We start from the raw sequence: 12980 nt of genomic DNA, 5'->3' as shown, positions 1-12980 counted from the left end.
TCCGGAGGCTGGTCCGCTGGCCTTCGGATTTTTCATGTCCGGACGCTTGATCCTTTTCGGGAGAAGGTCGCGCTCAATTGGCGAGTGGAATTTTGATTTCCACGTTCAGCCCATTGGCCTGGTAGTCGCGCTTGATCGTACCGCGTAATTCGCGCGTCACGTTGAGATCGATCAGCTTGGTGCCGAAGCCGGTTTCGGCGGGAGCTTCGAGTTTCTTCTGCCCGTTTTCGCGCCAGTTGAGGGCCAGCGTCCTGTCGCGCCCACGCCCTTCCAGAGACCAATCCACTTTCAGTGCCCCCACGGAATTGCCGGCTTCGCCGTATTTCAGCGCATTCGTCGCCAGTTCGTGGAAGGTCAGGCCGAGCGCTTGCGTCGTGGTTTCGTCAAGCAGCACTTGCGGCCCTGACAGCAGCCCCTCGGGCAACTCCTTGCCGAACACCTGGCCGAGTTCGATGCGCAAGAGATCGCCAAGATCGGCCTTCTGCCAGCGAGAGCGCGTCAGCATGTCCTGGGACGCTGCCATCGCCTGCAGCCTGGCCGAGAAAGATGCGGAAAACTCGTTGACGTCGGTAGCCCGCGATGCCGTCTGGCGCGCGATCGCCAGCACCCTGGTGATCGAATTCTTGATGCGATGCTTCATCTCCTGCAGCATCAGGTCTTTTTCGATCAAGCTCTTTTCCGTGGTTTCGTGCAACCGCGACGCTGCCTCATAGGCCCGCTCCTGATATCGCGCCACCAGCGCGATGGCGCCCGCCAACAGCAGGCCGAATAGCCCCAGCATCACCGGAATGGCGCGCGACGACGGCTGCGAGAAGGCGCTTGTCGGCCGGAACAGGACAGTCCATGGCCGTCCGGCGACGATGATCTTTCGGGTGACCAGCAGCCTGTCCCCGAAAGTCGAAGCCGGCGGCGTCTCCGACCGGAACAGCAGATTGTCGCCGCTCACGGCACCATCGCCGTCATAGATTTCGGTGTTGACCGGCAGTAGCGGCGACCGGCTGAGCGCGGTCTGGAACAGATCGCGAGCCCGGAAGGCCGCATAGAGAAAACCTGATGTCGAGGATCTCGAAGCATTGATGACGTCGGGAGCGGTTTCGACATTGAGCCGCACGAAAACGAAGAAGCCGGTGAACGTCTGCGAGGCGCCCGTGTCCTGGCCCAGTTGCACCAACCCGCTGGCGTGCTGCTGGTCGTCGGACATCGCCTTTTCGATCGCCACACGCCGCATCGGTTCGCTGAACATGTCGTAGCCGATGGCGGCTTGGTTGGATGGATCCAGCGGTTCGAACAGCACGATAGGGGTACGCCAAGGTTGCGTGGTATCCGGGTAGATTGGATGACTGACGCCATAATCGTGCAGCATATCGCGTTCGACCGTCGCCTCGTCGCCCGTCTTTGCCAGCCTGAGGAAACCGATGCCGCGCAAGCCGGCGAAATTCTTGTCGACATCGAGCGCGTTGAAGAACGCCTTGAACTCATTGCGAGAAATATCGCCATTGCGGGCGTCGAACAGGGCCTGCGTCGAGCGCAGCAGCGACAGATGCAGGTCGATGCGGCTCTCGATCCGGTTGAGCGCGTCGTCGGCAGTCGCCTCGAACTTGATGCGCGCGGCTTCCTGTGTGGCGAAATAGGCGAAACCTGCCATCACCATGCTGATTAGTGCGACGGCGATAAAGGCGATGATCGGGAAAAGCTTCTTCAACGGATCGTGCGGTCCCTGAGCGATATCGGACCTTTATGGGCAAGTCGCCGTGCCAACACAATGCCAAGGCCAAGCCATCCTTACGGCTGGCATATCACGTGTCCGGCAACCGCGAGCTGGCTTGATCTCAGGCCGCGATCTTCAGCGCGCCCGGTCCTGGAATGGCGCCCGGCGGGCATTTGCCAAGAATGATCATCCCCAGCACCTCGTCCTGCGTGACATCGGTGGTGCGGGCGGTGCCAACGACCTGGCCGTTCTTCATGACGCAGACCCGGTCGGCAAGCTCGAACACATCGTGGATGTCGTGGCTGATCAGGAAGATGCCGATGCCATCGGACTTGAGCTGCTTGACCAGTTCGCCGACCTGCGCCGTTTCCTGCGGACCAAGCGCCGCCGTCGGCTCGTCCATGATCAGGATGCGGGCGTTGAACAGGATCGCACGCGCGATCGCCACCGATTGCCGCTGGCCACCCGACAGCTTGATCACCGGCTCCTTGAAGCGCTGGAAGCGGGGATTGAGCCGACCCATCACCTTGCGCGCCTCGGCCTCCATGGCAACGTCGTCGAGCGTGCCCCAGGCGGTCATCAGCTCGCGGCCGAGGAACAGATTGGCGGCGGCGTCGACATTGTCGGCCAACGCCAGCGTCTGGTAGATCGTCTCGATGCCGTATTTCTTGGCGTCGCGTGGATTGGAGATCGATGCCTCCTCGCCGTTGACGAAGATCTGGCCCGAATCGCGCTTGTAGGCGCCGGACAGGATCTTGATCAATGTCGACTTGCCGGCGCCATTGTGGCCGAGCAGCGCCACGACCTCGCCGGGGAAAAGATCGATCGAGGCGTCGTCGACGGCGCGGATGCCGCCAAACGCGATCGAGATGTTCCTCATGTCGATCAGCGCGGTGGCTGCAGGAGCAGTCTTGTCATTCATGGCATGCCCTCCTAGACGCGCTTGCGATAGACGGTGTCGAGCCACACGGCGATGACCAGTACGGCCCCGACGACGATGCTCTGCAGCGGCGAGTCGACGCCGAGCAGCACCATGCCGGACTGCAGCGACTGCATCAGCAGCGCGCCCAGCATGGCGCCGATGATCGTTCCCGATCCGCCGGCAAGCGACGTGCCGCCGATCACGGCGGCTGCAATGACGAGCAGTTCGTCGAGCGTTCCAAGCACGTTGGTGGCCGAATTCTGCCGGGCCGAGGAGATCGCCGCGGCAATCGTGGCCAGCACGCCCATGATCATGAACACCTTCATGGTGATCCATCGCGTGTTGATGCCGGCGAGATTAGCCGCCTCGGGATTGCCGCCGATGGCGAACACATAGCGGCCGAAACGGGTGCGGTTGGTGATGAAGGTCATGACCAGCCCGACGGCGACAGCCATCAGCACCGGTATGGCGATACCGTGGGCGATGAACAGGCCGCCTTCGGGAACGGTGATGTTGTTGGCGGCCGCATATCTGTTCACGATGCCGATCGGCCAGGGGTAGGAGTTGGCGAGCCAGACCGCACCCATGATGGCGCCGCAGGTGACGACTCCAAGCAGCGCCTCGGCCCAGATCGGACGTAGCGGAAACCGGAAACGCTTGCGCTGCACCCGCCCGTTGAACAGCCCAAACACCACGGCGAGGCAGGCGACGATCCCAACGACCCAGCTCCAGGTCGCGCCGATCGATCCCGCCGGCCCACCGCCCATCAGCTGAAAAGTGGCGTTAAGCGGCGCCACGGTCTGGCCTGACGTGACCCACCAGGCGGCACCGCGCCAGACCAGCAGGCCGCCCAGCGTCACGATAAAGGCGGGCACTTCGAGATAGGCGATGACGAAGCCTTGAAAAGCGCCGATCAACAGGCCGAGCGCCAGGCCGATGACCAGTGCCAGGACCCAGATCCACGGGTTGCCGAGTTCGAGCCCGACAAAGCGCACCAGGAAATGCACCTGGGCAAATCCCATCACCATGCCGATCAGGCCCTCGGCGGAACCGACCGACAGGTCGATGTTGCGCATGACGATGACCAGCACCATGCCGCAGGCCATGATGGCAACCGCGGATGTCTGCACCGACAGGTTCCACAGATTGCGCGGCGTGAGAAAGGTGCGGCTGTCGAAATCGAGCGGATTGACGCCAAGGCGCAGGCTGGAAATGACATGCAGCCCAATCCAGATGACCAGCAGCGCGCCGATCATGCCGAGCATGCGGGTGTCGATCTCGGTCGCCTTCAGGAACCGGGCGACGGCGCCGAGTTCCGACGCGCGCGCCGTATCGGTCTGCGGGTTTGACGTCGTATCGGTCATGGTTTCCTCCCACCGGCTGGCCGTCTGACGCGCATGCCGGAGCCCAGCCTAGAAGCTATCCGCATGATGCGGAAACAGAATTCTTTGAGAAAACGCCGCGGCTTTTGGGCCGCGGCGTTCAGATATTTCAAAGTGGTACGGATCAGTTGCAGGCCGCCACGGTGCCGGCGGCGACACCCGCGCAGACTTCGTCCTTCTTGATCCAGCCGGCGTCGATGACGACGTTGAGATTGTCCTTGGTGATGGCAACCGGGGTCAGGAACAGCGACTTGACGGTGTTGCCGCCCGGCGTCGTGAAGTCCTTGGCGCCGGCGATGTCGCTCGTCTTCTTGCCGTCGGCCAGTTGCGAGGCGATCTCGGCGGCATTCTTGCCGAGCTCCCGCGCGTCCTTCCACACCGACACGGTTTGCGTGCCGAGGGCGATGCGGTTCAGCGCGGCGTGGTCGCCGTCCTGACCCGAGACCGGCACGGTGCCGGCCAAGCCTTGAGCCGTCAGCGCCGCGACGACGCCACCGGCAGTGCCGTCATTGGCCGCGACCACCGCGTCGACCTTGTTGTCGTTGGCGGTCAGGAACTGTTCCATGTTCTTCTGGGCGTTAGCGGGCAGCCAGCCATCCGTGTAGGCTTCGCCGACATTCTTGATCTTGCCGCTGTCGATGGCTTCCTTGAGCACTTCCATCGAGCCCGAGAACAGGAAGTCGGCATTGGGATCGGCACCGGAGCCCTTGATGAAGACGTAGTTGCCTTCCGGCTTGACCTTGAACACTTCGCGGGCCTGCATGCGGCCGACTTCCTTGTTGTCGAAGGTCAGATAGAAGACGTCCTTGTTCTCGATCAGCCGGTCATAGCCGACGACCGGAATGCCTTCGTCCAGCGCCTTCTGCACGGCCGGGCCGATGGCCGAAGCGTCCTGCGCCAGGATGATCAGGGAATTAGCGCCCTGCGAGATCAGGCTTTCGACATCGGTAAGCTGCTTGCCGGGATTGGACTGCGCATCGGCGGAGATGTACTTGTCGCCGGCGGCCTCGATCGCCGTCTTCATGGCGGCTTCGTCGGTCTTCCAGCGTTCTTCCTGGAAGTTGGACCACGAAACGCCGACAACCTTGTCCTTCGCCTGCGCGACAGACGCGAGCGTCAGCGACATGGCGGCACCCGCCAGGATGGCGGCCGTGAATCTTTTCATATTATCCTCCCTGCGCCGCGTATGGCGCGACCAAACTGACCCGAGGGCCGGCACAGAGGCTCTATTTTTTCGAGCCTCGAAAAAATACTGGGCCAACGCCCGAACGCTGTCAACATCGATTCTGATGGATTTTGATGTCATTTCGAGTTTTTTTCGAGTCTCGGAATAAATAAATGACACGGCGTGCAGCTTCTGCCAGTATTTACCGGCGTCACCGACAGCGTTCCAGGGGCAGGAGGAACCGCGGCGACCGGGAGGATATGAAAGAACATGTCGGTCGGAATCCGCCACGACGATCTGCGCCGCCGCAACCGCGCCATGGTGATCGCGGCAGTGCGCCGCGCCGGACAGCCGTCGCGAACCGAGATCGCCGCGACCACAAGCCTCAGCCATTCGACCATCTCGGCGATTTCATCCGACCTGATCGTCGAAGGCATCCTGACCGAAAGCAAGCCGAGCGAGGCCGGCTCGCTCAAACGCGGCCGGCCGCAGGTCGGCCTCAGTCTCAATCCGGAAGCGGCCGCGGTAATGACCGTGGTGCTGTCGCTGAACTTCCTCTCCGTCGCCGTCATCGACTATGCCGGCCAGGTGATATCCGAGGAACAGCGCCGGCTGGACACGCTGACGATGTCGCGCGAGTCGCTGATCGGGGAATGCACGGCCATCGTGCGGCGCCGCCTGGCAGATCCCGACCTGGACGTGCGCAGCATCGCCCGCATCGCGCTGGCCATCCAGGGCATCACCGACACCCGTGCCCGCGCCATGCTGTGGTCGCCGATCACGCCGCACACCGACATCGCCTTCGCTGACATATTCGAAGACGAGTTCGGCATCCCTGCCATAATGGAGAACGACTGCAACATGATGGCGGTGGCGCTGCGCTGGCGCGACCCCGATCGTTACCGCGACGATTTCATCGCTATCCTTTTGTCGCACGGCATCGGCATGGGACTGGTGCTGAAGGGTGAATTGTTCACCGGCACCCATTCTTCGGGCGGCGAATTCGGCCACATGATCCATCGGCCGAACGGCGCGCTATGTCGCTGCGGACGGCGCGGCTGCGTCGAAGCCTATGCGGGCAATTACGCCATCTGGCGCAACGCCAGGCAGATGGGCGAGGATGCAGAACCCGTTGCCGATGTCAGCGACGCCGACATGCGCGCCCTGGCTGCCGCGGCCCGCGAAGGTGACGGACCCGAACGGGAAGCCTATCGCAAGGCCGGCGAAGCGCTCGGCTACGGCCTCGGCAGCCTGTTCGCGCTGATCGATCCGGCGCCGGTCGCCATGGTCGGTGTCAGCGCCGCCGCCTTCGACCTGATCGAGCCGGCATTGCGGCAAGCGATTGCCCAGACCGCCGGCGGCCAGCATTCCAAATCGATTTCCTTCGACACCGAGCCGAACGAACTGCCGCTGATCCGCGAAGGCTGCGCCATGCGGGCGCTGATCTTCGTCGATCAGGAGATTTTTGCGCCGGGCGTGCAGGCAAGATCCGGTTTCGGCGGCAAGAACGTGGCGTGAGTTCAAACGAGGGAGTTCAGTCCTCTCGGATGGCGTATCCGGCGCCACGGATCGTGCGGATGACATCAGGCATACGGCCATTGTTGACCGCCTTGCGCAGCCGGCCGACATGCACGTCGACCGTGCGCTCGTCGATGTAGATCGTCTCGCCCCAGACATTGTCGAGCAGCTGGCTGCGCGAGAACACGCGGCCTGGATGGCGCATCATGAATTCGAGCAGGCGGAATTCCGTCGGCCCAAGCCGGATCTCGCTCTTCTTGCGATAGACACGGTGCGACTCGCGATCGAGCACGATATCGCCGACCTTCAGCACGCTGGACAGCACTTCCGGCTTGGCCCGGCGCAGCAGCGCCTTGACCCTGGCCATGAACTCCGGCGTCGAGAAGGGCTTGACCAGATAGTCGTCGGCGCCGGTCGACAGGCCGCGCACGCGGTCGCTTTCCTCGCCTCGCGCGGTCAGCATGATGATCGGCAGCCGCTCGGTCTCGGGACGCATTCGCAGGCGCCGGCAGAGTTCGATGCCCGAAACCGCAGGCACCATCCAGTCGAGCACCAGAAGATCGGGAACGTTCTCCTGCAGCCGGATTTCGGCCTCGTCGCCGCGCGTCACCACCTCGACCTGGTAACCTTCGGATTCAAGATTGTAGCGGAGCAGCACGCCTAGCGGCTCCTCATCCTCCACCACCATGATGCGTGGTGCGATCATCGGCTGGTCACCCCTGTTATGCCGCTGGCGCGGACATTGCCGTCTCGTCCTGCTTCGGACGATTGGCTGGCAGCTGCGTGCCGGTCAAAACATAGTAGGCATTTTCGGCGATGTTGGTCACGTGGTCGCCGATCCGCTCGAGGTTCTTGGCGCAAAACAACAGGTGCGTGCACGCCGTGATGTTGCGGGGATCTTCCATCATGTAGGTCAGCAGCTCGCGGAATACCGAGGTGTATTTGACGTCGATGCGTTCATCATTGTTTCTGAGCGTGGCAAGCGCAGCCGCGTCAGCGGCGGCATACTCGTCGACGACCCCCTGCACCTGGATCAGCACCAGCTGCGCCATCGCGTCGATCGAATGCGAAAGGTCGTGCGGCGTAACGCTCAGCCCGACAGTGCCGACGCGCTTGGCGATGTTCTTGGCAAGGTCACCGATGCGCTCGAGGTCGCCGGCCATGCGGATCGAACCGACCACCGCACGCAGATCGTTGGCCATTGGCTGGCGCTTGGCGATCAGCGTGATGGCGCGATCGTCCAGCTCGCGCTGGCGTGCATCCATGATGGCATCATCGGAAACCACGCGCTGCGCCAGCGCATTGTCCGAATTGAGCAAAGCCTTGGTCGAGCCACTGACCATCGAGCGGGCGAGATCGCCCATGTCGCGGATCAGCTGGCTGATCTGCTCCAGATCCTCATCGAAAGATGCAACGGTATGTTCACCCATGATCTTCGTCCCTCATATGCCTGAGCTCAGCCGAACCGGCCGGTGATGTAGTCCTGGGTGCGTTTGTCGTCGGGGGTGGTGAACATCTTGTCGGTGGCGCCCTCCTCGACCAGATAGCCTAGATGGAACATCGCGGTGCGCTGCGACACGCGCGCTGCCTGCTGCATCGAATGGGTGACGATGACGATCGTATAGTTCTGGCGCAGTTCGTCGATCAGTTCCTCGACGCGAGCAGTGGCGATCGGGTCGAGCGCCGAACACGGTTCGTCCATCAGGATCACCTCGGGCGACACGGCGATGGCGCGTGCAATGCACAGACGCTGCTGCTGGCCACCGGAAAGACCCGTGCCAGGTTCCTGCAAACGGTCCTTCACCTCGTTCCAGATTGCCGCCTTCTTCAGGCTCGACTCGACGATCTGATCCATGTCGGCCTTGCGCTTGGCCAATCCGTGGATGCGCGGGCCATAGGCGACGTTCTCGTAGATCGACTTGGGGAACGGATTGGGTTTCTGGAACACCATGCCGACGCGCGCCCTGAGTTCGACGACATCGATGTTCTTGTCGTAGATGTCTTCTTCGTCGAGCGTTATCTTGCCGGTTACCCGCGCGGAATCGATGGTGTCGTTCATGCGGTTGAGGCAGCGCAGGAAGGTCGACTTGCCGCAGCCGGAAGGGCCGATCAGCGCCGTCACCTGATTCAGGCGGACGTCGAGATTGACATCGAACAGCGCCTGCTTCTCGCCATAGAACACGCCGACCTTGTCGCCGCGCATTTTGATCACTTCGTTCGACTTGGCGTTCATCTTATCGCCCACTGCGTTTTCAAGGGACTGTTCGGTCATGATGTTCATACCAAAATGCCTTTTTTCTACCAGCGCCGCTCGAACCGACGCCGAAGCACGATCGCGGTGATGTTCATGGCCATGAGGAAGACGAGCAGGATGATGATGGCGCCCGACATGCGCTCGACGAAGGCGCGTTCGGCCTCGTTCGCCCACATATAGATCTGCACCGGCAGCGCGGTGGCCGGATCGAAAGGCGTCGTCGGTGGATCGGCGACGAAGGCGACCATGCCGATCAAGAGCAGCGGCGCGGTTTCGCCGAGCGCACGCGCTAGACCGATGATGGTGCCGGTGAGGATGCCGGGTGCGGCAAGCGGCAGGATGTGCTGGAACACCATCTGCATCTTGGAGGCGCCAAGACCGAGAGCCGCCGAGCGGATCGACGGCGGCACCGCGGCAAGTGCGGCGCGCGTCGCGATGATGATCGTCGGCAGCGTCATCAGTGTCAGCACCAGGCCGCCGACGAAAGCGGCGGAGCGCGGCATGCCCAGGAAATTGATGAACACCGCGAGGCCGAGCAAGCCGAAGACGATTGACGGCACCGCTGCCAGATTATTGATGTTGACCTCGATAAGGTCGGTGAAACGGTTCTTCTTGGCAAACTCCTCCAGATAGATGGAGGCGGCGACGCCGATCGGCAGCGCCAGGAGCAACACGATTACCATCATATAAAACGAGCCGATGATCGCCACGCCCATGCCCGAGGTTTCCGGGCGGCTGGAGGCGCCGTAGGTGAACAGGCCGCTGTTGAAGTGCTCGGCCATCGCGCCCTCGGTCTTGAGCTTGTTCATCCAGGTGATCTGCTGGTCCGAGACCTTGCGTCGCGCTTCCTCGACACTGAGGTCGATCTGGCCCTTGAAAGCCGAGTCGAGATTGGCGGCGGCGAGGATGTTGACGTTGCGTGTCGTGCCGATCACGGACGGATCGGCGGCAACGATGTCGCGCAACTGGACGCGGGCGCCTTCCGACAGGAAGCCCTTGAGCTTCTGGATCATCGGCTTGTCATCAGGAGAGATGCCGAGCTTGGCCACAAGCGCGTTTTCGGCGAGCTTGGGATAATTTGCCTTGATCAGAACGCTCGGATCGGTTGCACGCTTGCCGGAAGGATCGATCACCTTCTCGTCGAACGAGATCGGCAGTGATACCGTCGTCTGCCAGAAGGCGGTGTAGCCTTTCGAGACGATGGTGATCAGCATGATTGCCAGGAACGCCAAGCCTACGGAAATCGCCACGACGCCATAGATGCGGAAACGGCGTTCGGCGGCGTAACGGGCCTTCAGGCCGATGTCGCGGCGCGGATGGGCCGCCGCCCTGACCATCGTATCCATGGAGATGTCGGTCATTCGTACTGCTCCCGATATTTGCGCACGATGTAGAGCGCGACGATGTTCATCACCAACGTCAGCGCGAACAGCGTCAGGCCGAGCGCGAAGGCGACCAGCGTCTGCGGCGAATTGAACTCGAGGTCGCCGGTGAGCTGGTTGACGATCTTGACGGTGATGGTCGTCATTGCCTCGAACGGGTTGATGGTAAGGTTGGCGGCGACGCCCGCCGCCAGCACGACAATCATCGTTTCGCCGATGGCGCGCGAGGCGGTCAGCAGGATGGCGCCGACGATGCCGGGCAGTGCAGCCGGCAGGATCACCCGCTTGATCGTCTCGGAGCGGGTCGCGCCGAGGCCAAGCGACCCGTCGCGCATGGCGCGCGGCACCGCGGTTATGATGTCGTCCGAGAGAGAGGACACGACCGGGATCAGCATGACGCCCATGACCAGGCCGGCGGTGAAGATGCTCTGGCCCTGGATGAAGGGCGAACCGCCGGTCAGCGCCGCGGACAGGTCGCGCAGGAACGGCCCAAGCGTGACGACGGCGAAGATGCCGTAGACGATGGTTGGTATGCCGGCCAGAAGTTCAAGCGCCGGCTTGACCACCGAGCGCACCTTGGGCGTTGCGTATTCGGCCATGTAGACAGCCGACATCAGCCCGACCGGCACCGCAACCAGCAGCGCGACGGCGGCGATGTAGAGCGTGCCCGCAAGAAGCGGGATCAGGCCGAACTGACCCTGGCTGCCGCCCGAACCGGCAGCGGCAAAACGCGGATCCCAGACGGTGCCGAAGAAGAAACTCATCGGCGAGACGCTTTCGAAAAAGGTGATCGTCTGGAACAGCATCGAAAGCACGATGCCGATGGTGGTCAGGATGGCGATGGTGGAGGCGGCAAGCAGCCCCCACAGCATCAGCCTCTCGACATTGTTGCGGGCCCTGGCGCGCGGCTCGATCTGCCTGAGCGCATAGAAGGCGCCGGCGATCGAGGAAACGAGAATGACAATGGCGCCGAACAGGCCGAGCCGGTCCTGGACCTTGTTCGCCTCGACGGCGATCGGGATCATGTAATCCTGCGTGTCGCTCGCCAGTGCCACACCCTTGGCGGCGAGCAGCGGCTGCAGCTCGGCAAAGCTGGCAGGCATTGCGGCCAGTGTGCCTGCATCGAGTTTGCGCAGGCCCCTGGCGAGGCTCTTTACGAGGCTGACATCCAGTGCCTCACTGGCAACCTTGCTGTCGACGGTGCGCTCGGGCAAGGCAGTGTGAATGTGTCGGTCAAGATAGACGGAAGACCCGACGGTCCAGACGGCAAGCAGCAAAAGAGCAGGCAGAACGGCGAGCAGGAAGGCCCACCAGCCATGATAGTGGGCGCGCGAATGCGGCTTGACCTTGCCATTGTCCTGGGCCGCGGCACGTTGCCGACCGATGAAAAAGGCAACCAGGCCGACGGCAACGACGATGGCCAGTACGAGCAAGGACGACATGGACCCACCCCAAGAGAAATTCTTACGCAGCCGCCATTGCGGCCTGCGATGAAACCGGGGCGCGGGATTTGGCCCGCACCCCGGTTCGGCAGCTGATTACATCGACTTTCCGGCGGCGAAAGCGTCACGCTGGGCCTGACGCTCGGCATCCGGAGCCGCAACGAGGCCGTATTCGGCGAGCGGGCTTTCCGGGCCAACCATCTGGTCGTCAAGGAAGAACTCGACATATTCCTTGAGGCCGGGAACGACGCCCAGATGCGCCTTCTTGACGTAGAAGAACAGCGGGCGCGAGACGGGATACTTGCCGCTGGCGATCGTCTCGGTCGAAGGCACGACGTCTTCCACGGTGGCGACCTTCAGCTTGTCGGCATTGTTCTCATAGAAGGCGAGGCCAAACACGCCGACGCCGGTCTTGTTGGAGTCGATGCGGGCGAGCGTCTCGGTATAGTCGCCATCGATGTCGACGGCCTTGCCGTCCTTGCGGATGGCGATGCAGGTTTTGCCGATTTCCTTGTCGTCGGCAATGCCGGCGGCCTTGAGAGCAGCCTTGTCACAGCCGGCATCGAGAAGCTTGGTCTCGAACACTTCGCGCGTGCCGTGCTTTTCGCCCGGAATATAGGCGGCGATGTCCCAGTCGGGCAGCTTCGGATTGACCTGGCTCCACTTGGTGTTCGGATTGTCGACGAGCTTGCCGTCGACGACCAGCTTGGCCGCCAGCGCCTTGTAGATGTCGGCGGGAACCAGCGCCCAATCCGGGCCCTTGATGTCGGTGGCGAAGACGATGCCGTCATAGCCGATCCGGACTTCCTGGACTTCCTTCACGCCGGCGTCGGCGCAGGACTTGAGTTCGTCCGCCTTGATCGGACGCGACGAGTTGGCGATGTCGATGGTATCTTCGCCGACGCCCTTGCAGAATTCCTTGATGCCCGCGCCGCTGCCGCCGGATTCGACGACCGGGGTCTTGAAGTTGGTGAATGTTTCGCCGAACTGCTCGGCGACGATCTTGGCATAAGGTAACACTGTCGATGATCCGGCGACCTGGATCTGGTCGCGCGCGGCGGCGAAGCCGGACGTCGCGGCGAGCGCAAGCGCAGCGGCCGACGCCGTATAGAGGAATTTCTTCATGTGGCCTGCTCCTGTTCGGAAGATGGTCTCTCGGCGCTCGTCAGTCGGCGCCCGCTGAGGCCAATAGCCTTCGATTATAACA

Annotated in this window: 11 protein-coding genes; 1 reads left to right on the top strand and 10 read right to left on the bottom strand. The window is 62.5% G+C overall.

Translation table 11 applies throughout. From position 1 onward, the window contains the following. Window positions 1-73 precede the first annotated feature (73 nt). The 4 genes from NKJ67_RS16895 to xylF all read right to left on the bottom strand — a co-directional run bounded on the left by NKJ67_RS16895 (window position 74) and on the right by xylF (window position 5177). On the bottom strand, window positions 74-1702 hold the full coding sequence (locus NKJ67_RS16895; RefSeq protein ID WP_127321395.1) for a CHASE domain-containing protein: 1629 nt from the start codon (window positions 1700-1702) through the stop codon (window positions 74-76). 127 nt (window positions 1703-1829) lie between these two features. Next, the gene (locus tag NKJ67_RS16890; RefSeq protein WP_127267717.1) at window positions 1830-2630 is read right to left on the bottom strand and encodes an ATP-binding cassette domain-containing protein; all 801 of its coding nucleotides are present in this window, start codon (window positions 2628-2630) and stop codon (window positions 1830-1832) included. 11 nt (window positions 2631-2641) lie between these two features. Further along, the gene (locus NKJ67_RS16885; RefSeq protein WP_127267718.1) at window positions 2642-3994 is read right to left on the bottom strand and encodes a sugar ABC transporter permease; all 1353 of its coding nucleotides are present in this window, start codon (window positions 3992-3994) and stop codon (window positions 2642-2644) included. 142 nt (window positions 3995-4136) lie between these two features. Continuing rightward, complete coding sequence (gene xylF / locus NKJ67_RS16880) at window positions 4137-5177, bottom strand: D-xylose ABC transporter substrate-binding protein (RefSeq protein WP_013529274.1); 1041 nt, start codon at window positions 5175-5177, stop codon at window positions 4137-4139. 270 nt (window positions 5178-5447) lie between these two features. Here xylF and NKJ67_RS16875 point away from each other — a divergent pair, with 270 nt between their 5' ends. Beyond that, complete coding sequence (locus NKJ67_RS16875; protein WP_127267719.1) at window positions 5448-6695, top strand: ROK family protein; 1248 nt, start codon at window positions 5448-5450, stop codon at window positions 6693-6695. Window positions 6696-6711: 16 nt separating this feature from the next. Here NKJ67_RS16875 and phoB read toward each other — a convergent pair whose 3' ends face one another. The 6 genes from phoB to NKJ67_RS16845 form a co-directional block, all read right to left on the bottom strand. Continuing rightward, entirely contained in the window at window positions 6712-7401 is a 690-nt protein-coding gene (gene phoB / locus NKJ67_RS16870) for a phosphate regulon transcriptional regulator PhoB (protein WP_010911896.1), read from the bottom strand. Window positions 7402-7417: 16 nt separating this feature from the next. Further along, the gene (phoU, locus tag NKJ67_RS16865; protein ID WP_127267720.1) at window positions 7418-8125 is read right to left on the bottom strand and encodes a phosphate signaling complex protein PhoU; all 708 of its coding nucleotides are present in this window, start codon (window positions 8123-8125) and stop codon (window positions 7418-7420) included. 26 nt (window positions 8126-8151) lie between these two features. After that, the gene (gene pstB / locus NKJ67_RS16860; RefSeq protein ID WP_127267721.1) at window positions 8152-8976 is read right to left on the bottom strand and encodes a phosphate ABC transporter ATP-binding protein PstB; all 825 of its coding nucleotides are present in this window, start codon (window positions 8974-8976) and stop codon (window positions 8152-8154) included. A 17-nt stretch (window positions 8977-8993) separates the two neighbouring features. After that, window positions 8994-10310, bottom strand: coding sequence for a phosphate ABC transporter permease PstA (gene pstA, locus NKJ67_RS16855; protein WP_352581995.1), 1317 nt, complete (start codon window positions 10308-10310; stop codon window positions 8994-8996). Then, window positions 10307-11773, bottom strand: a complete 1467-nt coding sequence (gene pstC / locus NKJ67_RS16850; protein WP_127271979.1) for a phosphate ABC transporter permease subunit PstC — start codon at window positions 11771-11773, stop codon at window positions 10307-10309. The genes pstA and pstC overlap by 4 nt, the downstream gene beginning before the upstream one ends. A gap of 96 nt (window positions 11774-11869) precedes the next feature. Then, entirely contained in the window at window positions 11870-12898 is a 1029-nt protein-coding gene (locus NKJ67_RS16845; RefSeq protein ID WP_127271977.1) for a PstS family phosphate ABC transporter substrate-binding protein, read from the bottom strand. Between the last annotated feature and the right edge of the window lie 82 nt (window positions 12899-12980).

The organism is Mesorhizobium sp. M0088 (genome assembly GCF_040322895.1).
Classification (GTDB): Bacteria; Pseudomonadota; Alphaproteobacteria; order Rhizobiales; family Rhizobiaceae; genus Mesorhizobium.
This window is presented reverse-complemented; position numbering and strand designations above follow the sequence as displayed.

Excerpts from the sequence above, each read along its gene's own strand:
- NKJ67_RS16875 (WP_127267719.1), top strand. The coding sequence starts at position 5,448 with ATGTCGGTCGGAATCCGCCACGACGATCTGCGCCGCCGCAACCGCGCC.
- xylF (WP_013529274.1), bottom strand. The coding sequence starts at position 5,177 with ATGAAAAGATTCACGGCCGCCATCCTGGCGGGTGCCGCCATGTCGCTG.
- pstA (WP_352581995.1), bottom strand. The coding sequence starts at position 10,310 with ATGACCGACATCTCCATGGATACGATGGTCAGGGCGGCGGCCCATCCG.
- pstB (WP_127267721.1), bottom strand. The coding sequence starts at position 8,976 with ATGAACATCATGACCGAACAGTCCCTTGAAAACGCAGTGGGCGATAAG.
- NKJ67_RS16885 (WP_127267718.1), bottom strand. The coding sequence starts at position 3,994 with ATGACCGATACGACGTCAAACCCGCAGACCGATACGGCGCGCGCGTCG.
- phoU (WP_127267720.1), bottom strand. The coding sequence starts at position 8,125 with ATGGGTGAACATACCGTTGCATCTTTCGATGAGGATCTGGAGCAGATC.
- pstC (WP_127271979.1), bottom strand. The coding sequence starts at position 11,773 with ATGTCGTCCTTGCTCGTACTGGCCATCGTCGTTGCCGTCGGCCTGGTT.
- NKJ67_RS16845 (WP_127271977.1), bottom strand. The coding sequence starts at position 12,898 with ATGAAGAAATTCCTCTATACGGCGTCGGCCGCTGCGCTTGCGCTCGCC.
- NKJ67_RS16890 (WP_127267717.1), bottom strand. The coding sequence starts at position 2,630 with ATGAATGACAAGACTGCTCCTGCAGCCACCGCGCTGATCGACATGAGG.
- phoB (WP_010911896.1), bottom strand. The coding sequence starts at position 7,401 with ATGATCGCACCACGCATCATGGTGGTGGAGGATGAGGAGCCGCTAGGC.